Genomic DNA, 24,494 nt, shown 5'->3' with positions numbered 1-24,494 from the left:
GTCCTGATCATGCAGCCCGGCAATCCCTGCGGACTCGTACCGGCTGCGCCACCCTATGACCGTCGTCCGTGTCGCCCCGACACGCTCGGCGATCACGGTGTTCGACAGCCCCTCCGCGGCCAGCAGCACGATCCGCGCCCGCTGGGCGAGTCCCGCCCGTCCCGCCGAGGACCTGGACAGACGATTCAACGCCTCAAAATCACCATCACGAAGACCCAGGGCAGCAGCAGGACGATTGGCCATAACCAATCCTCCCAAACACCCAAACGTCTAGCTATTAACGACACGCGACACTAGAGCCAGCGTGACATTATCATTCGCGGCTTGTCCGCGGCAAGGCTGGAGCGGGGTGGTTGCAAAGGGTTAACCTGTGGTCTACCTGACCGCATCAGTTCAGGCTTTCCGCTTCGAAGAATCCGGTTTGTGACAGCGTCAGCACTAAGTATTACAAAAGACGTTAGTCATTCGACCATTGCAGGGTACGGCTCAACACAGGGCGGAGACCCTTCGCGGCTAAGGAACGTGAGCAGAATCATTCCGCCGATCCCGGGTCCGTGGCTAAGAAAGCCAGCCGGCCCACCAGGCGGCAGTTAGGCTTTTTGAATGCTGTGTTTTGAGGCTTGGGAATTCGTAGCTGCCGCGCCGGTAAGGGTCATTGACGTCCTGACTGATACCAGCAATTTCGAAGCCTGGGATTTCGGGACCATCCATTATTCAGGGGAGATTCAGGACAGATCCAGAATGTCCTGGACCCCTAAAGGAGCGCTGGGAACCTTCCGTGCGGTGTGAACCTACCGGTGAGAGCACCGCCGTCGTAATCCCCAGGGCGGCCGGTGCAGTGGCCCTGAACTGCAGTGGCCCTAAACGCCGTGGCCCGTGAGTGCCTGCTTGATTTGGTCGACGGTCGGCAGGCCCGCCAGGCCACCCGGGGTTTGGTAGATCCGGCAGGCGAGGTCGCTGGTTGCCGCTCCGCCGGGAAAAATATCTGCACCGTCGAGGGTGATCGTCGGGGATCCGGCGAAGACAGTGCCGACGGTATCTGCCGGAGTGTCGATCAGGCGCAGGTCGAATTCCCCGCGTTGATGCCCCAATGCGATCAGCGCCTCGTTGAGGCGTCGGGCTGCTTCGTCCGAGTTCGGGCACTCGTTGATGTACAGAAGTTCAATCCTCATACAAAGTATTTTCCACCGCTGCGCGCCTTCATCCCCGACGGTCCTGCGGGCGCGACCAAGGCGTCACCGGCCGTGGCTGCAGGACACCGTCGACGGTCACGTCCAGCCTTTCATTGAAGAAGCTCACGAGGCCGTGGATTTGCGCGGCGTCGCGTAAAGGCCTTTTATAGCTCCACGCGATGTCCTTGCCACCCTCGCTGCCGGGATACGTCCAGTAGCTGGCTTCGCCCTTGTACGCGCACGCAGTCCGTTTGGCGCTCTCTTCCATGAAGTCCAGCCGCACATCCTCGGCCGGGAAGTAGTAACGGACGGGAAGCAGCGTCTCATACAGGAGTTGCGCACTGTTCGTGCTCGCGAGCGTGACGCCGTCGAGGGAGACCGTCACCGCCTGCGACGACGCCCGGATGTCCACGCGGTGGAACGGGTCACGGGGATGTGCGAGGATCTCCTCGTCATCCTCCCGCCATTCGAAGGCCGCGAAGTCCAGCACGACATACCCGGCCAGATCCGGATCATCGGGTCGGAACGCGGCGCCGGGCACCGCCGTCGTTCCCGTTACAACGTCAAGCGGCTCGCCGGGAGTGGTGTGCCGGCCGAATCCCGTTCGCGGATCGAACGACGGAGGCGCGCCCGCGGACATCCGGACGGCGACCTCGGGGACGTCGGCCGTTGGTGCACCCGCGGGACGGAGTTCCGCCAGCACTTCTTCCTCCGGTACCGCATAAACCGGCGTAATGCGCCTCGGCTCCCAGACCAGCCAGGCGTGCAGGGTGTCGACGACGGCGTTCCCGCCAATGCTCGCGCGGATCCTTTTGGGCGTGGGTTCGTAGCGCAATTGCGGGAAGGTCCCGACAATCACCTCGGACAGTTTGGTGGCCATCTTCCAAGAGTGGGCGCGGGATGGTGCGGCGTCAATGAGTTTCGCCTCGTCCCGCACGCGTGCTCCTGCCTTTCTTAGGGGAGGGCCGGGTAGGTGTTGAGGATGTAGTCCGTGGCTCCGCGTGAAGGCTAGGTCAGGGTTCCCACTGGTACTACACTGTAGGTAGGAGCCGTAGGATTCTTACTTTGTCTACACTGTAGGCCTATGGCTGCGGCGACGTAAGGGGTTTTTCGGGCTTCCGAGGGGCCGCGAACGGCAGGAGATGGTCATGGAAGGTTCAACAAAGCCGGCGCGTGAGAATGCCGGGCCGGTGAGCCGCCGGATGGTGCTGGATGCGGCTTTGGAGCTGGTGGATGCCGACGGGGTGGACGCGTTGAGCATGCGCCGGCTCGGGCAGGTGCTCGGCCGTGATCCGATGGTCGTGTACCGGCACGCGGCTGGGCGGAAGGAGTTGCTGGACGGGGTCGCCGAACTCGTCCTGGACGAGTTGGAGACGTTCCCGGATGACTTGCATTGGCACGGGCAGTTGCGCCGGATCGCACATGCGCTGCGCCGGGTGTGCCTGCGCCACCCGAACGCTGTGCCGTTGCTGGTGACCGGCTCGTTGTCCACACCGCTGGGCCTGCGCCCGCCCGGGACCCTGCGCCCGCTGGAACAGATCCTGGGGATCCTGATCCGTGCCGGGTTCCTCCCGGCCGATGCCTTGCACATCTCCCGGGCGTTTTACGGTTTCCTCTACGGCCATGTTTTGAACGAACTGCAGGAACTGATCGCGGACCCGGAGGAAAACGAAGCCTTGCTGCGCCTGGGACTCCAGCGCCTTCCCCTGCGCGACTTCCCGCACCTGCGCCACCTCGCCCCCGAACTGCTGGACTATGACGGGGAGAAACAACTTGAAGAGGGCCTGGACATCCTGCTGGCCGGACTCGACCAGCAACTCGCCGTCCGCGACAAAAGCTACACCTGAAATGCGGCGGGCGGTGCGACGGCGCCCGGCGTCCCGTCGGTGGTGGTGAGGGACACCGGGCGTTGCCGGGGGTGAAAGCCCGAAGGGGGAGCCGGGGCTTCGGCTTACACGGTGCTGGTCGCCGTCAGCGCCCGGGGGTCGATGCCGAGAAGTCCGGCGGCAATCCGTGCGCCGATCATCGCGGTCGGGAGGTTGATGTTGCCGCGGGTGATGGTGGGCATGATTGAGGCGTCGGCAACGTAGAGGCCCGAGATTCCGTAGACGTTGCCGTGGGAGCCGACGACGGCCGTGCGGTCCGTGGCGGGTCCCATCTTGCAGCTACCGGCTGGGTGGCAGTAGTTCACGATGTCGTCAAGGGGTGCGTTTTCCCCGGGGACATGGTCCCCGAGGACGGCGGCGAGTTCGGGCTGGGCGACCATGGATTCGAGTAGCTCGAGGGCCTCGGAGAGGACGGTGCGGTCGTAGCCGGCGGGGTCGGTTCCGTAGCGGTGGTCGATGACCGGATTGACGACGTCGAGGTCGGCGTTCAGGGTGACGGAACCTTCCGAGCGGGCACGCATGGCACCGCCGTAGAGGGTGATCGGGGGCAAGCCGGGGTGGCCGCTGTTCTCGCCGGCGACCATGAAGACGTGGATGTCGTAGGGACCGTCGTCGCACACGCTGGATTTAGCTCGCCCGACGGTTTGTTCGTCGGGGTTCCAGGGCAGCTTGGCGAGTTCGTCAGTGAGGCCTGGTTGTCCGGCGAAGTCCAGCTGTATGCAGGCGTGGTCCAGCAGGTGTTTGCCGACGCCGGGCAGGGCGGCCTGCACAGCGATGCCGAGCGCGGATAGCTCGTCGGAGGGTCCGACGCCGGAGCGCAGCAGCAGTGCGGGGGAGTGGTAGGCGCCGGCGGCCAACACTACGCGGCCTGCCTTGATGTAGGCGTCGTTTCCGTTGTGCCGGACGAAGACTCCGCGTGCTTCGCCGTCAGCGATGTCGATCCTTTGGACGTCGACGCCCCCCGCGATGGTGAGGTTGGGGCGGTCGCGGACCGGGTCGAGGAAGGCGAATGCGCTGTTGAAACGGGTGCCGTCAACGATGTTGACAGGCATCGGTCCAATGCCTTCGGCCGCTTCGATGTGGTCCAGGTCGTCTGCGAACGGCAGCCCTGTGGCGATCCCGGCGTTGACGAAGGCGCGTTGGGGCGGCGTGAGTTCGTCCATCGTGTATCGGCGGACCCGGAAACGGTCACGGACCCAGTCAAGGAGGGGCTCGACGTCGGACGCTGCCCAACCCGGGTTCCCGGCGGCGGCCCATTCATCGTACTCAAACCGCGCGCCCACCGAGGCGGTGCAGCCGTTGTGGGCGGAACACCCGCCCAGGATCCGGGCGCGGGGCAGGTCCAGGGTTCCCTCGCCGGAGGACCTGCGGGAATGGAGGTCGTAGTCGTGGGAGAGCGGGATGGACCGGGCGTCGAGCATGTCGGCGGGCCATTGGCCATCGGAACGGGGGCCGTAGTCTGGTCCTGCCTCCAGGAGCAGGATCGTTTCGTTGCTGTGGGTGGCGAGGGTTCCGGCGAAGGCGGCGCCGCCGGTGCCCGCACCGATGACGACGGTGTCGGCGAAGGAGGGAAGTTGTTCCATGGGGTTCATCATGTCCTGTGGGTAGTGCGTGTACTTGCGTTGTGGTTCAGGGGTTGGCGTACGACGGCGGCGCGTCAGTCGACGTCGGGCAGTTCGCCGGCCCGGGCCATCCAGTCGCGTTTTCCGGGTCGCAGGTTGCGGCCGACGAGGACGGCGGCACCGAGTGCGATGTAGACCAAGGCCAGGAAGGGCGCGAGGAGGACGGGGAAGTCGGGGAGCGGGACGAGACTGAAATAGGCGATGGTGAGCAAGGCAACGGTGGAGATGACCGGCGCCGCCACGTGGGCGAGGATGTTGAATTCCTCAGGGTGCTTTCGCCGGAAGAACATGAAGGCTGCGATGTTCATAAGGATGAAGATGGGGATGTAGACGAACGTGCCGGTTGTGCCCAGGACGTTGAACAGGTTGTAAGGGCCGATCGGGATGCCGACAGCCAGGCAGATCCCGAGTGCGGTGGCCGACTGCAGGTAGACGGCGGTGATGGGGGTGTGGTGCCTGGGCTGCGTACGGGCCAGGAATCCAGGGAGGGCACCCGTGCGGGCGATGCCGTAGATCGTACGGGTGGCGCTGGTGGTGCAGGCGACGCAGACCCCGAGGCCTGAGTTCACCAGGGCTATGAGGACCAGTATCGAGGCCCCGTTCCAGAGCCGGTCGGCCAGAACGAAGGCGGGGGCCGTGGGGGAGGCGGCCAAGGTGTCGACGTCGGCGGTGCCCCAGCCGATCTGCAGGCCCCAGGCCGTGACGACGTAGAAGGCTCCGATCAGCAAGAGCGAGCCGATGATGGCTTTGGGCACGATGCGCTTGGGGTCCCTGGACTCATCGCCCACCGCGGCTGCGCTCTCGAAACCGGTGAAGGCGAAGATGGAGAGGACCACCGCGAGGAAGAAACCGGAAGGGTTTTGGACGTTGCCAGGGTTGAAGCCATCGGCGTTCATGCCGCCGGGACCCGGATGGAGCATGCCGGTGACTGCCAGGCCCAGGCCGACCGCCATTTCGAAGATGGTCATGACCACGAGGAATTTGATGGAAATGACGATGCCCCGGTAGGCGCAGGCAAAGCAGATGACCAGGATCAAAGCCGCGTACGTCCACCAAGGGATCCCGATCCCGTACTTGGAGCCTAGCTCGTCCGCGAGCACGGCCCCGGTGAAGGCTGCCAGCGCCGCGGGGACGATCGTGACCATGATGGCGTACAGCCACCCGGTCATGAATCCGGCCTTCGGGCCGATGCCGGCCGATACATAGGTATAGAAGCCGCCGGCTGATGGCAGGTGGCGGGCCAGTCCCAGCATGGGGACGGCGATCACCAAGCAGACGAGGAAGGCTGCCAAATAAGTCAGGGGCGCCGACGCTCCGGCCTGGCCTGTGGTAAAAGCTATGGTGTAGAAAACGCCGAGGGTAGGCGAGATCTGTGCGATCGACTGCATCAAGGTGCCGCCGAGGCCGATCGAGCCGCGCTGCAGGCCCGCGTCCGGCGTCTTGTCCGCCGACGGCGGCAACACGTCCTTTTGGTTGGTCAACATAATGCTCTCCTTTGAACTACGTTTGCGATGGCTGGATCACCCGATGTTTCGGGCCGTTTGTCCGGCGGGTGAGTCCAGGTATGCGGCGCCGATTGCGCCGCCGAAGTCGTCGAGCTTTGTCTTGGCCAGCTCTACGAAATGGATCCACACGCCGAGCCGCTCCAAGGATTCCCTGAGGCTGTCCACGAACAGCTCGTAGTGGTCCGCGGCGCTACCGCCCAGGACGACATTGCGGGGCCGATAGGCGGCCAGGAGGGTGCCGAGCCCGTCTGCGACGGCGGTCCCGTAGTTGTTGAAGACGGCCCTGGCTTGCTCGTTCCCGGCGATCGCCCTGTTCGCCAGTTCTGCCAGCGCGGTCCTGTCGGTGGGTTTCAACACGAGGATTTCAGCTGCCGTCCGCTGCAGGGTTTGCCGCGAGGCAGCCTGTTCCCAACATGATCGGCGCCCGCAGTAGCACGGCTCGGTTTTGATCCCGACGGCGATATGCCCACCTTCCGGGTGCATGCCGTCCGATCCGCGAAACGGCTTCCCGTCAAGCAACAAGCAGGAGCCGATCCCGGTCCCCAGGGTGATGTGAAGCAGGCTCGGCGATCCTTGGGCGGCACCCACCCGCCGCTCGGCAATTGCTCCGCAGGCGGCGTCGTTGTCGATCGCGACCGGCACGCCGAAGGCTTCGGCGAGTTCCGGCACCAACGGCGTATTGGTGAAAGCCGGCAGGGTGTCCGGGTTCCGGACGACGCCCTCGGGGTCCACCGGGCCGCTGGCCCCGATGCCGATCGATGCGATCGCCCGACCCTCGGCGATGCCCCGGATTCGCCGGTAGAGGAAGCAGGCGGCCGATTCTTCCGTGAAGCTGTCCGGAGTGGCGATGGAAAGCCTTGACACCACATCGCCGTTCTGATTGATCGCGACAAAGCGGGTTCCGGTGCCGCCGAGGTCGACGCCGATCCGCAGCTTTTCAGGGTTGGCGGGGGTGTTCATCAGATTGCCGTCGTGATCTTGCTGCCATAGCGGAATTCGCCCGGAACCACGCCGTTCGCCTGGGCGAGGTTCACGGCAAGGAGTTCTGCGACCACGCTGCTTGCCGCGAGGTGTGACAGCGGGGAGGTGCCATTGGCGCGAACGGTGAGCGCTCCGGGGATCTGTTCGTCTCCCACGAGAACAACTTGCGAGCCGGTGGCCACGAGATCCGTGGCCAAACGACGCAGGCTTTCGTCCGGGGTGTCCTGGCGCATGCCATAGAGCACGGCAGTGAGGCCGTCACCGGCGAGTTCGAACGGTCCGTGGCGGAACTGTCCGCCGATGAATCCTTCGGCGGGAACCTTGGAGGACTCCTTGGTAATGAGCGCCGAGAAGAGGGATGTTGCCGATTCGTCGCCGCGGCCCACGAACACCAGGCGGCGTTGCGGGTGGAGGGCGGTTGCCGCGGCGATGTCCTTCACGTCGACGCCGGTGATGAGTTGCTCCGTGATCCGGGCCATCCCTGCGATGTCTTCGCGTACGCGTTCGGCCGGCTCTCCGGCGAATGCCGCCGCGAGGAGGCGGTGGACGGCCATGGAATTCAGGTAGCTTTTGGTGCTGACGGTGGCTTCGGGTCCGCTCTGCAACGGCAGGAAGACATCCGACGCCTCCGCGAGGGGGCTGTCCGCGGGATCGGCGATGCCCAACAGCGCGGCCGGGGCGATCGCGCCGGCGTCGCGCCGGTTCAGGAGTTCGACGACCTCCCCGCTTGCGCCCGATTGGGACGTTGCGATCAGGAGGGTGTCCGGCGTGATGGCTCCCGGGTTGTCGAGGAGCTGGCCCGAATCGATGATCAGGGCGGGCAGGCCCAAAGCCGTGAGGGTCCTCCAGGTGGGAATGCCCACGTAGTCCGAGGAACCCATGCCCGTCAGCACAATCCTGTCCCACGGCCGGCCGGTGATTGCTTCGAGCTGCGGAAGGTCCGCTTCAGCCAGGCGCCTCAGGGCCGCCGGTTGCTCCGCGATGTCCAGCTCAAACGGAGTCATTTCAGTCATGGTCCAACTTCCTTCAGGCGATCCGGGCTATGTGCTTCCGGATTCAATTCAAACATTATTTCTGTTCGAATGACAATATTTTGTGTTAATCCGATTGTCAATGGTGTGCGGAAAGTGTTTGAATTGAGCTATCGAACGTGGCCTGAGAGGTGGCAGCAAGAGATGACCAGCGCTAAGCAACGCCGGCACCAGGGGGTGCTCGAGATCCTGCGGGAGACGGGCAAAGCGACGGTGAACGAGCTCGGAATGCGGCTCGGGGTCACCGAAATGACCATCCGGAGAGACCTGGAAATGTTGGAGAACGATGGCGTTCTGCAGCGCTTCCACGGCGGGGCCAAGCTGGCTTTCGGCAGCAGCTACGAGCCTCCCTTCCCGGTGCGGGAGAAGATCAACGCCGATCGGAAGCGGCTCATCGGCGAACGCGTCGCGTCGCTCATCGACGACGGCGACGCCATCATCCTGGACGGAGGTTCCACGGGCCTGGCCGTGGCCGAAGTCCTCGTTGACCGTGAAGTGACCGTGTGCCCGCTGTCCCTCCGAGTCGCCTGGGCCTTCGCGCGGTCCTCGACTGTAAACCTCATCATGCCCGGCGGATCCGTCCGCCCGGCCGAACTCAGCCTTAGCGGTGCGGACACCATCGACTACCTGCGCGGCCACCACTTCGATGCCTACGTCATGACAGCGAGCGGCATCTCCCTTCAGCACGGGTTCACGGAGTGGAACGCCGACGACGCCGCGGTCAAGAAAGCCGCGGTCGGTGTCGCGGACCGGGTGGTCGCCGCGGTCGATTCCAGCAAGATGAACCGCGTGGGCTTCGTGAAGATCTGCGGCATCGACGTACCTGCCGCCATCGTCACCGATGCCGAGATGAGCGCTGAGGACCTAAACCACCTGCGGAACCAGGCCGAGGACGTCATCGTCGCGGGCTGACGGTGGCTGTGGCCGCCGCGACCGCCACATAAGTTGTGGTGTCCCGCCCCTTGTAGACCTCCAAGCCCGGTCCCATTCGACATTCATGGTTGTCGACATAGCTTCAACCAATTGGCAAACCGACTCAGTGGGACTCATTGCGTTGATGTGGCTGATTACGAAGCGCCGCCCAGGCTTGGAAGCCGCCGATGAGGTCCGTTGCCCGGGTCAGCCCTAGCCGTTGCAAGGTGTGCGCAGCGAGGCTTGAGCTGTAGCCCTCATTGCAGACGATCACGATCCGCCGAGTAGGGTCGCCGGCGAACGGGAGCCGGTGGGGGCTGGATGGATCGAGGCGCCACTCGAGAACGTTGCGGTCGATGACGACTGCTCCTGGAAGATCGCCGTCGCGTTCACGCTGTTCGACCGGTCGTGTGTCAACAACAAGGGCGCCGGCTGTCATCTCACGCTCCAGGTCCGCCGGGTGAACACGCTCGAGCCCGGCCCGGCTCTCAAGTAGTAATTCTTCGATCGTGAGCTTCCGCGTGGTGTCGTCCGCGTCGTCGTCGGAGATATGAGACTGCTTCACCGGTGTCCTCGCTTGTCTGCTGAGAGGTCGGTCGCTCCGCCCTGAAGCGCGAATTGATGAGCTATCTTGCTCGTCAATTTAGGCCCGTGCAAGGAGCCCGGTCAACGGGAGGCGAGGAACGAAGGCGAGCACCGCCGTCGACACCCCCCTCCGGCACCAAACCCTCCACCGCGAGGGCAAACCGAGTAGTCGTCACTCGTGCCTTCCGGAGCAGGCGGGGGCGACGATCAACGGAGGGACCGCTGGCGGTCCTGACGTTTCCGTGGAGGGCGAGGATGCGCATCGGGCTGATTGCGGGGCCGTGGATCACGGTTCCGCCGATTACTTATGGGGGCACGGAGAGGGTTGTCGACAGCCTGGCCAGGGGGCTGGTCGCGGCCGGGCACGAGGTTGTGCTGGCCGCCCCGGCAGACAGCGAATGTCCGGTGCCGCGGGCTCCCGGGATGAGGGACGCGGAGCCGGCGGAGCTGGGGTTCACGCTTTCCGAGTTGAGCCACGTGGTGCGCGCGTATCGCGGGATGGGCGGGGTGAATCTCATCCACGACCACACCCTCGCGGGTCCGCTTTACGGGAGCCGTTTGGTCGCGGCGCCCGTGGTGACCACCATTCATTCCCTTCTGACTCCGCCGGCGATTGATATTTACCGTGCCGCGGCGGAAACGGTCAGTATCGTGGCCATTTCCCGCGACCAGGTCAGCCGTGTTCCGGAGCTTCCGGTGGCGAGGATCATTCATCACGGCATGGACCTGTCCGTCGTTCCCGAAGGGAGCGGGAAGGGCGGTTATGCCTGCTTTGTCGGGCGAATGTCGCCAGACAAGGGCGTTGCAGAGGCGATCGCGATCGCCCGGGAAGCCGGGATTCCCCTGAAGATTGCGGTGAAAATGCGTGCGCCCGACGAGAAGCGCTACTTCGAGGAAGTCATTCAACCGCTGTTGGGCAGTAATGAGGAATTGATCGGTGAGATCAGCGATGCGGACAAGTATGCGCTGATGGGTGAAGCGAGCGTGTTCCTCAATCCGATCCGGTGGGCCGAGCCTTTCGGGCTGGTCATGATCGAGGCTCTGGCCACGGGAACTCCCGTGGTGGGCACGCCGGTCGGCGCGGCTCCGGAGATCATTTCCGACGGCGTCACTGGGTACCTAGGGTCCGTGGACGAACTGGCGGGCCTGGCCCGTAGCGCCACTGCGCTGGACCGGAAGGCGTGCCGCACCGCCGTCGAGCGGAACTTCAGCGCGGCACGCATGGTCGCTGACCACATCAGCCTCTACGAACAGATTCTGGGGAAGACCCTACCGTCCGGGTCCGTCTGACGCCGGCACGGATTCGAACACTTTCTTGATCCAGCCGACGGCGACTCCCGGGGCCAGGTCCCGTCCGGCGGCATCGTGCCGGCCGACGTCACCGATGCGGGATGCGCCAAGGGACTGCAGGGTCTCATCGAGGATTTCGCTGCCACGGGAGTAAGTCTGCGCGTAACTGCGGTCGCCGAGGCCGAAAAGTGCGTAGCGGAGTCCGGAGAGGTCCGGACGGGCCGAAAGCAGGTCTTCATGGAAACGGCGGGCGCGCGTGGGGAGCTCGCCGTCTCCATAGGTTGAGCAGACGATGATCGTGAACCGGGACGAGTCAATGGCTGCCGCTCCGACGTCGGAGAGGTCGACGATGCGGACGTCATGGGTTCTTTCCAGGTGCGTTGCGAGTTCTTCGGCGACTAGTTCAGCGTTGCCGGACTCCGTCGCGAACACGACGTTGACGGGCTCGCCTTCCGTGGCATTCGCGGGCGGGTCATCGGGCGCGTCATCGGGGATGGCGGGTTCGACGGCGGAAAGGCTCAGCGCCGACCCCGCGATGATCTGCAACTCGCGCAAGTCGCTGATTTTGCGGCGGACCCGGCCGGAAGCCGCGTTGCGTGTCTCGTTGGCGTCGATCAGGAGCCAACCGTCGTAGCTTGTCGAGCTGGCAAGGGACCGTTCGACGGCCGCCAGGCCGGGTTTGTGCGCAGGCCCGGCAATGTCGGCTTGGATGGTTTCAGCCAGTTGCCTCGAATCGGACCGATGGGAGGGGATCGTTCCCTTGGGACCCCTGCGCGTCCATCCGGCCGCGTACAGGCCCTTGCGGATGCGCCCGCTTTCCCGAGCGGCGTCGTCAACGTCCACGATTTGTTGTCCGGCCGTGGCTTGGAATCCGATGGCGGTGATGATGCTGTCGGCCTTTAGCTCAAGCCCTGTTCCATCCTTGTTTTCGATGCCGATGCTCGCCACGTGGCGGTTCCCGTCCAGGTCGTTGATCCGCGTGGGGGAGTAGCCGAACCACCATTCAACCCGGAGCCGCGCGTCGGTGTGCGGACGGCGTAGCAGTTCAAGCACGACGGCGGAGCGCGGGTCCGTGGCGGCGGCGAGGTCGCGCTCGTCCACGCCGTGGACAATGTGCTCGACACCCTGCAGTTCGGCAAGTTCCCGGAGCATTACCGGATCGAATTTGGCCGTTGGCGGCATTGACCGGCCGATGACGTGGATGGTGCGGAGCCCATTGGTGAGCCGGGCGTGGGCGTCGTCGTCGATGTCCGAATCGGTGAGGTCGGAGTCTTTCTTGGCGAGCAGGCGCACGACGTCGATCGCCACGTTTCCTTGGCCGACGAGCGCCACTGAGGTGCCAAGTCCGGGGGCGGGCCGGACCTCGTGCGGGTGGGAATTCAGTAGCCGGGTGATCTTCCCGGCCCCGTGGACGCCGTCCAAAGTCGTTCCGGGAACGTCCAGGGATGTGTCCTGGTGGAGTCCGGTGGCGAGCACGACGGCGTCGAATGCGGACGTGAGCCTATCCAAGCTGATGTCCGTGCCCACCCGCGTGCATCCGATGAATTGGACGGCGTCCTTCTCGAAAAGGCGGGCGAACTGGCGGCTGATTGCCTTGGTGCCTTGGTGGTCGGGGGCGACTCCGTGCCGCACGAGCCCGTACGGGGTGGGGAGTTCGTCTATGACAACGAGATCGGCGTCAGGGAAGGTGCGGCGCAGAGCCTGGGCAGTGTAGCAACCCGAGGGGCCGGCGCCGACAATCGCGATGCTCGGGGGGGCTTTGCAAGGCGCGGCGGTCGGGGTGGAGCTCCATGTAACTGGAAGTCGGGTCATGCCGCGGAAGACCCACCCGCCAGCCTCCGGCGGGTTCCCCGGATCGAGGGACAGCCCGGGCAGCGAGGACAGCAGTTTCGGCAGTGCGACGGCGGCAACCTCAGCGCGCGCGACCCACGCCCCCAGGCAGACGTGGACACCCTTGCCGAACGCCAAGTGCGGACCTTCGGCCTGCCGGGAAATATCGAAGGCGGCGGGTTCTTTCCATATTTTTTCGTCGCGGTTCGCCGAGAGGATGCAGATGCCCAATTTGGCTCCCGCGGGAAGGCGGATCCCTTCAAGGACGACATCCCGCGTGGTCTGGCGGGAGTACATGCCAATGGGGGCAACCCAGCGGATGGTCTCGTCGAAGACCGCGTCCCACAGATCCGGGTTGGTTTCGACGAGCCGCCGTTGTCCGGGGTGGGTGAGAAGGCCCCACATGCCCACGCCGATTGCGTCACGGGGTTCGTTCAGGCCGCCGCCGATCGTCATTTTTACGTTGGCACGTATCGCTGCCAGCGGCATTTGGTAGTCGGGGAGGGCGAGCAGGTTCGAAAGGAGGCTGTTGTCGGGGTGCTTCACGTGCCAGGCGAGCATTTCATCTAGTGCTTCGTCGACTTCGTTGAACGAAGCGTTTCCTTTCGCCCAAACAACGGGGTCATCGGCGTAGTTGCCGGTGGCGTCGATCATGGTTTGCGACCAGCGCTGGAGGTCCTGCTGGGTGGCGTTGTGCAATCCGATCACGGCACGCAGGTTCTCCGCGGCATAAGGAGCAGCGAAATCCCAAACGAGGTCCGCGCCGGGGCCTTTGTCCATGAACTCTCGCAGGTACCGCTCTGCATTGCGCTCGAACAACGGCATCCAGGTTTTCTTGACAACTCCCGGCCGCAGCGCAGGCTGCCAGGCCTTGCGCTCTGCGTAGTGTCCAGGATCATCCCGGCGCAGCATGGAATGTCCCATCGCCCGGATCATGAGCGAGCCTTCCTCGTCCGCCGAGAACGTGCCCTGATCGAGTTCGGTGGCATGAACGGCGTCGTAGGAGGTCACCAAATACCTGTTCACGGCGGGAACCCAATGGACGCCACCCTCGGACCGGAGCCGCTCGAAGATCGGGAAAGGGTCGCGGTACAGCTCGGGAATCGTGACCCAGTCGGCGATGGGTGCCGGGAGTCCTTGTTTAGTCATGCCACACTTCCTGGTGCTTTGAGTCCGCCTGCCTGGGCAGCCCCGGCATGACGAAAATGGGGTCGAAAAGGGTACCGGGCCGGTAGTTGTCGAAAAACAATTCGGCCCCGGCGGGTGTGAGGGCCGGAGAAGGGAATTCCACGTGCCCGGGATATTGGCCGGGCTTTCCGAGAATGACGAACGGACGGCGTTCCCCGGGTTCGTCGTCGGCAATCGAGAGAACCAGTCCGTCGTCCGTGCTGACCACCGCCGGCGCCGAAATGGCCAGCGAGAGCATGCCGAAGTGCCCGGTGAAGTGCACGGATCCGCCGAACGCGAGTCCATTCCGGGGCGTGCCGGAAGCCAGCGGGAAGTGGAAGGATCCGTCTTCCAACCGTAGGGCCCCGCCAGCGACTGCGACGTGTCCGTCCTTCATGCTTTCGATGTACCTCACGAACGATGTTTTGACCGTCCAGGTCAGGCCGGAATCGCACATGTGGACAGCTAAGCGGTTGGTACAGGCAGGCGGGCTCCAAGGAGCACGTCGCTTGCCCATGACGCGGTGAGATCGCCAGGCTCCGCTCGGCCTGCGGCATCGTGCCGGCCGAACGTGCCGACTCGCGTCGCGCCGTGAGCCTGAAGGAGCTCGTCGATGAGCTCGCCCCCGCGGCCGTAGTTCGGGTAGGTGCTGTCTCCGAGGCCGAACATCGCGTACCTGACTCCTGCGAGGTCGGGGCTGTTCTCACGAACCGCCGCGGCGAAGGGTTCCGCACTTTGCGGGAGGTCGCCCTCGCCGTGCGTCGAGCAGATGATCAGGTAGAGGGAGTCCTGGCGGAACCCGTCGACGTCGGCGTCGGCGAGATCAATGACCCGGACCTCGTGCTCGTTGCCGAGCGCCTCGGCCAAGTCTTCGGCGACGAGCTCGGCGTTGCCGCTTTCAGTGCCGAAAAGAATGTCGATAATCATGGCAAATCCTCTGTTGTAGTCCGATGTGTCGCTGGATGGGGTCAGGCAGACAATGCGACGGGAAGCGAGCTGGTTCCCCGGAAGACCCATCCGTGGAAATCTGTTTTGTCGGGTTCGACGGCGGTCAGGCCAGGGAAGGCGGAGTACAGCGCGGGAAGGGCTATCTCGCCGACCATGGCGCGTGCCACCCAGTTGCCTGCGCAGATATGCGTGCCGTTGCCGAAGGCAAGGTGCGAGGTACTGTCCCGGTTGAGGTCAAAAACCTCGGGACGGTCAAACCGCGCCTCGTCCCTGTTGGCCGATGCAACGATGAGTGCCAAGGTGGCGTCCTCGGGAATGAGGACGCCGTTGAGGACTGTCTCCCGGGTGGCGCGCCGCGGGTACATCCCTACCGGGGACTGAAAACGCGCAGTCTCTTCAAAGACATCACGCCACGTCCGCCGACCTGCCAGCACAAGTTCGCGCTGGTTGGGGAAGGCACTCAGCGCCCACACGGCGCTGGAGATGACATGGCTCGGTTCGTTCATCCCCCCGGAAATTGTCAGCCTCACGTTCGCCCGCAGGCTTTCTTCATCCAAGCCGGCGCCGAGCATTGCCGAAATCATTGAGGGGCCGGGGCCGCCGGACACCCTTGCGAGAGCCTGGTCGATCGCTTCGTCTATCTGCGCGCGGACCGAGTCGGTCTCAACCCACACCGCCGGATCGTCCGTGACGTTGGCGGTGCCGGCAATCAGCGTGTGGGACCAGTGCATCATCTGCTCCGCCGCAACATTGTGGAGCCCGATCACAGCGCTGAGGTTGTCGGCCGCATACGGCACGGCAAAGTCGCGGCAAAGGTCGGCCTCGCTACCGGCATCCCGCAGGCGGCGGATGTATTTCTCGGCATTGGCGCGAAATACCGTGTTCCAGTGCTTCTTGATGGCCACTGGTCGCAGGGCGGGTGCCATGGCGTTGCGCTCGTCCTTGTGCGCCGGATCGTCCTTGCGCAACAGGGGCCTGCCCATCGATCGGATCATTGTCGAATGATCCGCATTCTCGCGCGAGCTGAAGGTCGCCTGATCCATCTCGACGTCGAAGCACTCCCGGAAGGTGGTGACGAAGTAACGGTCCATGTGGGGAACAAACGCGACCGGAGCTTCACGGCGCAGCCGTGCGTATGTGGGATAGGGGTCGCGGAAGAGTTGCTCGGCCTCGACCCATTCGGCAACAGGCGCCCTTGTTGGTGCTTTCATCAGCACTCCTTCGTACTTTTGCGATGTTTCATCCAGTCTGGGCGCCCACCAAACGAAGTACAACTGAGCAAATATGAGCCTAGTGCGAAGTAATATTGAGTTATGGAGCTCGCATCAAAAATCACCCTGCGCCAGTTGGAACTGTTTTGCGCTGCAGCTGATCACGGGTCTTTCGCCGCGGCGGCACAAGCGCTGTACCTCACGCCCAATGCAGTTGCCCTCGCGGTGAGGGACCTCGAAACCGCGCTGAACGCCCACCTTTGCATCAGGCAGCGATCCCGCGGCCTGACCCTGACGCCTTCCGGAACGTATCTCGTGGAGTTGGCGCGCAGGCTGCTTCGCGAAGCGGACGAACTCTGCCGCGGCGTGGGCAGCTTCGGCGGCCCGCTTCGCGGACCGGTCAGCGTCGGGTGTTACTCGACCCTGGCCGCAACAGTCCTGCCCCCGCTGATGGAAGGGTTCCGCGACGCGCATCCCGGTCTTGAACTCCGAATCGTGGACGGCACCGTGAATGACCTGCTGCCCATGCTGCAAGGCGGGGAAATCGACGTAATGATCGGCTATCACTTCGGGATGCCTGGCGATCTTGACCACGTGGTCTTGTTTGACACCGAGGTCCACGTGTTGCTTCCCGCCGACCACCGGCTCGCCGGGGAGGAATCCATCTCGTTGACCGACGTGCTGGAGGACCCGCTGATCCTCCTGGACCTGCCCCCGAGCGGCGACCACACCCTGCACATGTTCAGCCGTGCGGGCGTCCGGCCGAAGATCGCCCACCGGACATCGAACTTCGAACTTGTCCGCTCACTCGTGGCCCGCGGCTTCGGGTACAGCGTGCTGATTCAGAAGCCTGCCAACGATGAGAGCTACGAGGGACGCCGGGTGGTGGCCAAGCGGATCGTCCCCCAGTTCTCCGCGGAATCCGTCGTCATCGCCTGGCCGAGTCCGGTCCGGCTTTCTGACCGGGCCCAGGCGCTGGTCGACTACGCGCGCCTGACCGTCGCTGAGCACCAGTGGACGCCAGCACGTGCGAGCGGAAAAGCGAACGAATAGGCGTCCAGCGCCTAAATCAGAAGCAAAACTGAGTTAATCAAGCATTTATGCTCAGTTGTACTTGACTATTGACTCCTTCATCCTGATTTTCGAACACCGAGCAGACCGTACGCAGTGCCGTCACCGCTGTTCGCCACCGACAAAGGAGTCTTCGCTATGAATTCGATAGGTCAGCCTACTCTTGCTTCCGCCGGGCGCGTTGTGCCCGCCGCCGGTCCGAGGAGGATCATCTTCGCCACAGTGGTCGGAACGACCGTCGAATGGTATGACTTCTTCACTTACGGCACCGCGGCCGCCTTGGTGTTCGGCAAGCTCTTCTTCGCTCCTGCCGGTCCCGGCCTCGCCACAATCCTTGCGTTCCTCACCGTCGGCATCTCGTTCCTCTTCCGGCCCCTGGGTGCATTCCTGGCCGGGCACTTTGGCGACAAGTACGGCCGCCGCGGAGTCCTGATGGCCACGCTCGTCCTCATGGGAGCGTCCACCGCTTTGATCGGACTCATCCCTGGCTACGCGTCGATCGGGTTCGCCGCTCCCTTGATCCTGATCGCACTGCGTGTCCTGCAAGGCATCTCCGCAGGTGGCGAATGGGGCGGGGCAGCACTCATGGCTGTTGAACAGGCACCAACCAGGCGACGCGGTAGTTTCGGGGCGGCGCCGCAGATCGGCGTTCCGCTGGGCCTGCTGCTCTCCTCGGGCGTCACTGCCGTGATGAGCATGATCGCCCCCGGAGCGGCGTTCTTCGAGTGGGGTTGGCGGGTGCCGTTCCTCCTCTCCGTAGCACTCATCTTCGTTGGCTGGTACATACGGCGCCGGGTCGAGGAGAGCCCCGTCTTTGCGCAGATCGCCGAACACCGCGGACAGGCGGGAATGCCCATCGTCCAGGTCTTCAGGAAGCACGCACTACTGGTGGTCATCGCCGCACTTGTCTTCGCCGGAAGCAACGCCGCTGGCTACATGACCACCGGCTATATCCAGAACTACGCGACTGCAGCCACGGGCCCCGTCCGCCTCCAACCTGAGCCGGTGTTGTGGGCCGTCACCGCATCCTCTGTTGCGTGGCTTGCCTCGACCTGGCTTTCTGGCGTGGTCTCTGACCGCATCAACCGCCGTAATACCCTGATCATCGGATGGGCTGCGCAGTTCGTGGGAGTCGTGGCGCTGTTTCCCCTGGCCAACACCGGCAACATCTGGATGCTCCTGCTTGGGCTGCTGATCCTCTCCGTCGGCATCGGCTTCGCCTACGGTCCGATTTCAACCTATTATGCAGAGCTGTTTCCGGCGTCCATCCGGTTTTCGGGGGTCTCCATCACCTACGCCCTGGGCGCCGTACTCGGCGGCTCGTTCGCCCCGACCATCGCTCAAGCCCTGCTGCAAGCCACCGGCACTTCATGGTCGATCGTCCTGTACCTCGTCGCAATGACAGCAATCGGCCTGGTCGCCACGCTGATGCTTCGCGACCGCTCCGGAATTCCGCTCGGCCCCGAGCACGAACGCGAGCAGGCGATGAGCCCCCTGGTGTGGGCACGTGACTGACCTGAGCCCAATCCACTGAGCCGGACTTTCGTTACAAGGGTCCGTGCCTTCGTGGTGTGCGGCGCCCGGTGCTCATCACTCGTCGACTGCGTTGTGGCCTGGCTGCGCCGGCTGCAGGGACTTGAACATCCGTGGAAGGAATGCCGTGAGCAAGGCAGCCAGGATCAGGATGCCGCCCATGAGGTAGCTCGGGATGGTGTAGCTGCCGGTGGCGTCCTTGAGTGCGCCAAACACAGTAGGTGCGACGAATCCGCCGAGGTTGCCGAGTGAGTTGATCAGGCCGAAGGCAGTCGCGGCGGCCGCGCCGGTGAGGAAGTAGCCCGGGATTTGGTAGAAGGGGGCCTCGCCGCGGATGAGCCAGCGTCGCTGCTCGACGCTGATGGAGTCCGGGAGCTGCTGCAGCAGCTCCCGGACGGGCTCAATTTCCTTGGAGTCAAGACCGGCGCCCCCAAAGGTTCCGAAGGTGCAGACCGGCTCCGGCTCGGCCTTGCCATGCTCGACCTCCTTAACTTGGATCATCCCTCGCCCGTTATTAACTAGCGCTTCGTTGCGTTGCCCATCGCGGCGAAGCGCACACTCGCCGTTCTTGCCCGCTGACGGATACAGTATCGGGGCCGGACGCAGGAGGGGCCGGGGTTCGCTGGCTGAACCCCGGTATTCTCCGGCTTGAACACGTGGGCTCCGGGCTTAGCGCGGCTGAACTGACTAACTAGCCACATCAGCTGCCCTACCTAACAGAACGCCGGAAGGAACGAGTGCTGGATACTCGTTTTTACGCTTCCTACTGGCCGTATCGTTCCAAGTGCGCAAGTACGAACAAATCCAGGGCACTTCAGTGCCGTCGCCGGATCAAAGGCCAATTTCCTTTCAGGCCGCACACCTATACGGAACATCAACGAAGCATCACGGCTACCAGTGAATTGCCTGGACTGGGAGTCGGACTGGGGAGGAGCTGATCGTGAGCCCCGCGAATCAGCAAAGTTGGACTGCAGTACGGACGCACGAGGGACGTGCACGGCCAAACGTTAAACGGACACAGTCGGTTGTGCGCTTGCGGCATAGATGGTGGGCATTTGGCAGCGTAGCGCTGGTGGTTGCCGGTTTCCTATATGCAGTGGTGTTCGCCGGCCCGGCGCAGGCCGCGGCGAATACCGTGGTGTCCCTGACATTCGATGACACCAACGCGGACCAGCTTCCTGCCGAACAGACGATGAAATCCCTCGGTCTCACCGGCACCTTCTTCACCGTCTCGGGGTGGATCGGCCAGCCCGGCTACCTCACCCAGGCGAACCTGCAACAGATCGCCGCCGACGGCAACGAGATCGGAGGCCACACCGTCACCCACCCGGACCTGGTGAACCTGGTTCCTGCCGAATCAACCCGACAGATCTGTGACGGTCGTGTCGCCTTGATGAACATGGGCTTCAAAGTCACCAGTTTCGCCTACCCCTTCGCTTCCGAAGATCCGGCCACGGAGGCCCTGGTGAAGCAATGCGGGTTCAACAGTGCCCGGGGATTGGGCGACATTGCCGCCCCGGACCCCGCCTCCGCGACGCTTCCGGTGGCGGAAACCATTCCTCCGGCCAACCCCTATGACACCGCGGCCCCGGATGAGGTAGACAGCACCTGGACATTGCAGAGCCTGGAGAATGAGGTAACCCATGCCCAGGCGGGCGGCGGTGGCTGGGTCCAGTTGACCTTCCACCACATCGCAGTCGGCACGGACCCGACACTGACCATCACCCCCACCCTGTTCACCCAGTTCGCGACCTGGCTCGCGCAGCAAAAGGCAGCCGGCACCGTCGCGGTGAAGACCGTGGACCAGGTCATCGGCGGCGCCCAGCAGCCGGCAGTCCAGGGCCCGGCGGTCCCGCCACCGCCACCACCGGGCACCAACATGATCCAAAACCCGAGCCTGGAAACACTCGTCAACACCATCCCGCAATGCTGGGCAGCCGGGGGCTACGGCACCAACACCCCGACCTTTACCGTCGTTTCCCCCGGCCACACCGGGGCGGTTGCCGAACAGCTCACCCTGAGCGGCTACGCGTCCGGGGACGCGAAGCTCCTGCCCGCGCTGGACTTGGGCGGCTGCTCACCCACTGGCACCCCCGGACATACCTATCAGCTGAAGGCCTGGTACAAGTCGACGGCGGCAACCCAGTTTGAGCTTTATTACCGGATCGGGAACGGGTTCTGGCAGTACTGGACGGCAAGCCCCCTGGTCGGTGCGACGGCCAGCTGGACGCAAACCACCTGGACCACGCCACCCCTGCCGTCCGGCGCGTCAGGAATCAGTTGGGGCCTGAACATCCAAACCAACGGCACCATCACCACCGACGACTACGAGATGTACGACGTCGGCTGAGGGGCCCAGACCCCGAAACCGCAGTTCAGCAGGCCGGACGCTTGAGCACGTCGCTGGAAACGCGCTGCTTGAGCAGTGAACCGTCCGGTCCGCCCAGCAGTTTGCGGTCTTCCACCATGACCTTTCCCCGCAGCACGGTCATGCTCGGCCATGCGGCCACGCGATAGCCCTCCCACGGTGTGTAATCGGCCTCGTGGAGGTCAGAGGCTGTGATCTTGCGGTCCACCGTGGTGTCCAGGACGGCCAGGTCGGCGTCACTGCCAACGGCAATGACGCCCTTCTGCGGGTACAGGCCAAGGATTTTCGCGGCATTCGCAGAAGTGATGTCCACGAACCGCGTCAGGTCGAGTCCACGTTTTGCGACGCCCTCGGTGTACGCGACGGCCATGCGCATTTCCACGCCTGCGTGCCCGCCGGTGGCATCCAGGATCGTCTTCCCGCGCGTCTTGACGTCCAGGTCGGTGCACACGCCGTCCGTCGCCAGGGTGCTGAGCGATCCTTCCAGCAACGATTCCCACATTGAATCGCGGTCGGTTTCCGACTTCAGCGATGGGTAGGTGTGGTAGATTGCGCCGTTTTCCTGCCGGTAGTCCTCGGCCGTGAAATACGCGTAGTGGGGAAGGATTTCCCCGTAGACGGCCTGCCCGCGTCCCCGCGCTTCGCGGATGGCGTCCACTCCTTCGCGCGCACTGACGTGCATCAGGTAGATGGGAGCGCCTACATGGTGGGCCAAGGTAATGGCCCGCTGGAAGGAGAGCTTCTCGGACAGGTTGTTGTGGGCATGGTGCATGTACTCGATGCCGGTATTGCCTTGGTGCTGGAGCTTCTTGTACGAGTACATGACGATGTCGTCGTCCTCGGCGTGCACGGCAAGCATGGCCCCGGCGGCGGCTGTCTGCTCCATCAAGCCCCACATATTGCCCAAGTCCGTCTTCTGTTTCGGCCTGGTTGGCGTGGTATTCGTCATCCACACCTTGTAGCTGCCATGACCGTTCGCCACGGCGTCAGGGATCTGCTCGAGGACCTCGAACGGGATCTCCGGCTCCTTGAACGTCCCATGCAATGCATAGTCCGTGTAGGTCGAACCGGACCACTCCGCCGATTTCCGTGCGAATGACTCGGACAGTTCATCTCCTGGCTTCCAGTGCGCGAAGTCCACCAGGGTGGTGGTGCCGCCGTAGATGGCACCTTCACTGACGCGGTCCGGACCGAAGCACATGATTCCGCTCTCGGCCGCCGTCGGGAGGACGGAGTTGGTGTGTACGTGCGGATCGACGCCGCCAGGCACCACCAGTTGGCCATTCAGGTCCACCACCCGCCGGGCTTCTTCGGGCGCGCCTGCGCCCGAAGCGCGGAGTGCCACGATTTTGCCTTCGGCAATGCCGATGTCCAGGCGTTCTGCGCCGGAGGGGGTCACGACCAACCCGTTGGTCAGGAGGAGATCAAGCATCGGAAACCTGCGCATTCATAGTGTTGGAAGATTCGAGGGAGAAGGGTTCAGCAGTGAAATAGCGGGCGGCCAACGACACTTTGGCCGACAGGCGGGCGTTGACCAACTGCGAGACGGAAACGTCGGCGGCCGAGCTAAGCAGCATCGCGGTCTTCTCGCGTGACCACCCACGGTCGTTTTGGAGCAGTTCCAGCATGTCGTCCAAGGCGAGCCGCGCCGCCTCATCCAAGGTGTCGCCGTCGCCGATGGTAATGACGGAACCGCCGCTGATGACCACCGGGCGCCGAAGCGGCGCGACTGGCCGGCCGCCGTCGGGAATCATCGTGCAGGAGAGCCGCACGCTGCCTTCGACTTCGACGGCGGTCAGCGAGCATTCGCCGTCGCCTTGGGCTGCGTGCAAATCGCCTGCGTACACCATCGCTTGGGCTACTTGGACAGGAACGACGACGGCGGCACCGGCCGTGACGTCCTTGCAGTCCATGTTTCCGCCATGGATACCTACGGTGCTCGAATTAGGGCCAGGGCCTGCGGGCGCCACTCCGATTTTTCCGACCATCGGCCGGACGGGGATCCTGGTGTCGCCGTCGAACTCCACGTAGCCATCCGCGATGTCCACCACATGGCCGGACCTGCCGAGGCCCCCCGTGAAGCCGCCGCGGCCGGGAAGCGTAACCATCGCACCCCGATCGGCGATCTTGATCTCGTGGACGTCGATTCGCAGGGCGTCGCCCGGTTTCACGCCCCGGACAGCGACCGGGCCGGTGACGGGAATGGACAACTTTTCGTATTCGCCGGTTTCTTCGAAGAGGCCTCCAGTGAGCAGGCTTCGTGCGTCCAACCAGAAATGTTCGCCCTGGTCCACGGTGAGGACGGGATCGGCAGCGGATTCAAAGGTCAGCGAAGCCCCTTCGAAGCCGACGCGTGCCCGCGGCGTCAGCGTTTGCGTTTCTTCCATCAGGTGCCCCCTAGGACGCGTAAACGGGCGTTGCCCAGTTCCGGTCCGCGGCCACTTTCCCGATCACGGCTTGCCGATACAGCTCTTGGAGGTTCCGGGTGATCTCGCCCGCTTGTCCGTTGGCGATGGCAGTACGGTCCACGGACGCCACGTGGTTGACTTCAGCCGCGCTGCCGCACACGAAGACTTCGTCGGCGGAATACAGCTCGGTACGGTCGATGGGGCGGATGTCCACCTCGAGGCCGAGTTCCGTCCGCGCCAGGTGCAGGACGCTGTCCCGGGTGATGCCTTCGAGGATGCTGTCCGTTGCTGGCGGAGTGCACAGCCTTCCCTGGCGCACCATGAAGACGTTGTAACCGGCGCCTTCGGCGACGTGTCCACCTTCCGTCAGCAGGAGGGCCGCGTCGTAGCCGTTCCGCTTGGCCTCCAGCAGGGCGAGCCGGCCGTTCTGGTAATTGGCGATCGACTTCACCCGCGGTGGCATGGATCGGTCCGAAAGCCGCGCCCAACTGCTGATCTGGACGTTGAGGCCTGTGCCGCCGAAGTAGTTCCCCATCGGAATGGCGGCCATGAACACTGTGGAGGGGCCCGTGTCCTCCGGCTTGCCGTCCTTGGAATCCACAAAGACCTGTGCGCGCATATGGAGGTTGCTCCGCAGGCCGTTTGCCCGGATGAGCCCGAGTAGCTGTTCGGAGAGTTCTTCAATGTCCTGGGGACCATCGATCTCAACCACGCGCATCGAATCAATCAGTCGCTTCATGTGGTCAATCACCCTGAATGCGTACAGCTGCTGCTCGTCCTCGCTCCAGTAGGCACGGAATCCTTCGAAGACGCCCACTCCGTATTTGAGCGAGGTGCTGAGTACGTGAAGCCGGGCGTCGTCGTAGTCCACCAGTTCGCCGTCACGGAGCAAGTACTTGACAGGCTGATCGCGTTTCTCCTGGTAGGAGGCTACCGCGGTTGCTGATTCCTGAAAGTTGGGCATGGTTCGTTCC

The 24,494-nt window shown here is 64.0% G+C and carries 22 protein-coding genes; 6 read left to right on the top strand and 16 right to left on the bottom strand.

The genetic code is table 11. The features are described from left to right. The 3 genes from E1809_RS14665 to E1809_RS14655 all read right to left on the bottom strand — a co-directional run. The coding region (locus tag E1809_RS14665; protein ID WP_133204173.1) for a helix-turn-helix domain-containing protein at nucleotides 1-243 on the bottom strand (243 nt) is incomplete at its 3' end. A 617-nt stretch (nucleotides 244-860) separates the two neighbouring features. Next, complete coding sequence (locus E1809_RS14660; protein ID WP_133204978.1) at nucleotides 861-1,172, bottom strand: thioredoxin family protein; 312 nt, start codon at nucleotides 1,170-1,172, stop codon at nucleotides 861-863. Nucleotides 1,173-1,200: 28 nt separating this feature from the next. Next, nucleotides 1,201-2,052 carry a DUF427 domain-containing protein gene (locus tag E1809_RS14655; protein ID WP_133204977.1) on the bottom strand — a complete coding sequence of 284 codons (852 nt, stop codon included), beginning with the start codon at nucleotides 2,050-2,052 and terminating at the stop codon, nucleotides 1,201-1,203. Between the two features lie 262 nt (nucleotides 2,053-2,314). On the opposite strand from E1809_RS14655, the gene E1809_RS14650 reads away from it, so the two are divergent. Further along, nucleotides 2,315-3,019, top strand: coding sequence for a TetR/AcrR family transcriptional regulator C-terminal domain-containing protein (locus E1809_RS14650; protein ID WP_133204976.1), 705 nt, complete (start codon nucleotides 2,315-2,317; stop codon nucleotides 3,017-3,019). Nucleotides 3,020-3,123: 104 nt separating this feature from the next. Here the strand turns inward: E1809_RS14650 and E1809_RS14645 are convergent, their stop codons facing one another. The 4 genes from E1809_RS14645 to E1809_RS14630 form a co-directional block, all read right to left on the bottom strand. Beyond that, nucleotides 3,124-4,641 carry a GMC family oxidoreductase gene (locus E1809_RS14645; RefSeq protein WP_165962328.1) on the bottom strand — a complete coding sequence of 506 codons (1,518 nt, stop codon included), beginning with the start codon at nucleotides 4,639-4,641 and terminating at the stop codon, nucleotides 3,124-3,126. 74 nt (nucleotides 4,642-4,715) lie between these two features. Next, nucleotides 4,716-6,164 carry an APC family permease gene (locus E1809_RS14640; RefSeq protein ID WP_133204974.1) on the bottom strand — a complete coding sequence of 483 codons (1,449 nt, stop codon included), beginning with the start codon at nucleotides 6,162-6,164 and terminating at the stop codon, nucleotides 4,716-4,718. A 36-nt stretch (nucleotides 6,165-6,200) separates the two neighbouring features. Beyond that, nucleotides 6,201-7,145: an ROK family protein gene (locus tag E1809_RS14635; RefSeq protein ID WP_133204973.1), complete on the bottom strand. Its 945-nt coding sequence runs from the start codon at nucleotides 7,143-7,145 to the stop codon at nucleotides 6,201-6,203. Further along, entirely contained in the window at nucleotides 7,145-8,179 is a 1,035-nt protein-coding gene (locus tag E1809_RS14630; RefSeq protein WP_133204972.1) for an SIS domain-containing protein, read from the bottom strand. The genes E1809_RS14635 and E1809_RS14630 overlap by 1 nt, the downstream gene beginning before the upstream one ends. Nucleotides 8,180-8,341: 162 nt before the next feature. On the opposite strand from E1809_RS14630, the gene E1809_RS14625 reads away from it, so the two are divergent. After that, nucleotides 8,342-9,109, top strand: coding sequence for a DeoR/GlpR family DNA-binding transcription regulator (locus E1809_RS14625; RefSeq protein WP_165962327.1), 768 nt, complete (start codon nucleotides 8,342-8,344; stop codon nucleotides 9,107-9,109). A 124-nt stretch (nucleotides 9,110-9,233) separates the two neighbouring features. Here the strand turns inward: E1809_RS14625 and E1809_RS14620 are convergent, their stop codons facing one another. Next, entirely contained in the window at nucleotides 9,234-9,674 is a 441-nt protein-coding gene (locus E1809_RS14620; protein WP_133204970.1) for a rhodanese-like domain-containing protein, read from the bottom strand. A 275-nt stretch (nucleotides 9,675-9,949) separates the two neighbouring features. On the opposite strand from E1809_RS14620, the gene E1809_RS14615 reads away from it, so the two are divergent. Then, nucleotides 9,950-10,984 carry a glycosyltransferase family 4 protein gene (locus E1809_RS14615; protein ID WP_133204969.1) on the top strand — a complete coding sequence of 345 codons (1,035 nt, stop codon included), beginning with the start codon at nucleotides 9,950-9,952 and terminating at the stop codon, nucleotides 10,982-10,984. Here the strand turns inward: E1809_RS14615 and E1809_RS14610 are convergent. The 4 genes from E1809_RS14610 to E1809_RS14595 are packed head-to-tail and all read right to left on the bottom strand — an operon-like array spanning nucleotide 10,964 to nucleotide 16,140. Then, entirely contained in the window at nucleotides 10,964-13,963 is a 3,000-nt protein-coding gene (locus E1809_RS14610) for a cytochrome P450 (RefSeq protein WP_133204968.1), read from the bottom strand. The genes E1809_RS14615 and E1809_RS14610 overlap by 21 nt on opposite strands. Beyond that, nucleotides 13,956-14,396, bottom strand: a complete 441-nt coding sequence (locus E1809_RS14605) for an HtaA domain-containing protein (protein ID WP_165962326.1) — start codon at nucleotides 14,394-14,396, stop codon at nucleotides 13,956-13,958. The genes E1809_RS14610 and E1809_RS14605 overlap by 8 nt, the downstream gene beginning before the upstream one ends. A gap of 50 nt (nucleotides 14,397-14,446) precedes the next feature. Further along, entirely contained in the window at nucleotides 14,447-14,908 is a 462-nt protein-coding gene (locus E1809_RS14600) for a flavodoxin domain-containing protein (protein WP_165962325.1), read from the bottom strand. A gap of 41 nt (nucleotides 14,909-14,949) precedes the next feature. Then, nucleotides 14,950-16,140: a cytochrome P450 gene (locus E1809_RS14595; RefSeq protein ID WP_133204965.1), complete on the bottom strand. Its 1,191-nt coding sequence runs from the start codon at nucleotides 16,138-16,140 to the stop codon at nucleotides 14,950-14,952. A gap of 102 nt (nucleotides 16,141-16,242) precedes the next feature. Between E1809_RS14595 and E1809_RS14590 the strand changes: the two genes are divergently transcribed. After that, nucleotides 16,243-17,193 carry a LysR family transcriptional regulator gene (locus E1809_RS14590; RefSeq protein ID WP_133204964.1) on the top strand — a complete coding sequence of 317 codons (951 nt, stop codon included), beginning with the start codon at nucleotides 16,243-16,245 and terminating at the stop codon, nucleotides 17,191-17,193. A gap of 156 nt (nucleotides 17,194-17,349) precedes the next feature. After that, nucleotides 17,350-18,726 (top strand): MFS transporter, encoded by a 1,377-nt coding sequence (locus E1809_RS14585; protein WP_133204963.1) that lies wholly within the window; start codon nucleotides 17,350-17,352, stop codon nucleotides 18,724-18,726. A 75-nt stretch (nucleotides 18,727-18,801) separates the two neighbouring features. Here the strand turns inward: E1809_RS14585 and E1809_RS14580 are convergent, their stop codons facing one another. After that, on the bottom strand, nucleotides 18,802-19,245 hold the full coding sequence (locus E1809_RS14580) for a hypothetical protein (protein WP_133204962.1): 444 nt from the start codon (nucleotides 19,243-19,245) through the stop codon (nucleotides 18,802-18,804). 571 nt (nucleotides 19,246-19,816) lie between these two features. Here E1809_RS14580 and E1809_RS14575 point away from each other — a divergent pair. Next, nucleotides 19,817-21,094: a polysaccharide deacetylase family protein gene (locus E1809_RS14575; RefSeq protein WP_235835604.1), complete on the top strand. Its 1,278-nt coding sequence runs from the start codon at nucleotides 19,817-19,819 to the stop codon at nucleotides 21,092-21,094. A gap of 25 nt (nucleotides 21,095-21,119) precedes the next feature. On the opposite strand, the gene E1809_RS14570 is transcribed toward E1809_RS14575, so the two are convergent. The 3 genes from E1809_RS14570 to E1809_RS14560 are packed head-to-tail and all read right to left on the bottom strand — an operon-like array spanning nucleotide 21,120 to nucleotide 24,484. Next, on the bottom strand, nucleotides 21,120-22,544 hold the full coding sequence (locus E1809_RS14570) for a dihydroorotase (protein WP_165962324.1): 1,425 nt from the start codon (nucleotides 22,542-22,544) through the stop codon (nucleotides 21,120-21,122). Beyond that, entirely contained in the window at nucleotides 22,537-23,499 is a 963-nt protein-coding gene (locus E1809_RS14565; RefSeq protein WP_133204959.1) for an acetamidase/formamidase family protein, read from the bottom strand. Before E1809_RS14565 ends, E1809_RS14570 begins: the two co-directional genes overlap by 8 nt. Nucleotides 23,500-23,509: 10 nt before the next feature. Continuing rightward, nucleotides 23,510-24,484, bottom strand: a complete 975-nt coding sequence (locus E1809_RS14560; protein ID WP_133204958.1) for a branched-chain amino acid transaminase — start codon at nucleotides 24,482-24,484, stop codon at nucleotides 23,510-23,512. Between the last annotated feature and the right edge of the window lie 10 nt (nucleotides 24,485-24,494).

It is taken from the genome of Arthrobacter terricola (assembly GCF_004354015.1).
Taxonomy (GTDB): domain Bacteria; phylum Actinomycetota; class Actinomycetes; order Actinomycetales; family Micrococcaceae; genus Arthrobacter; species Arthrobacter terricola.
This window is presented reverse-complemented; position numbering and strand designations above follow the sequence as displayed.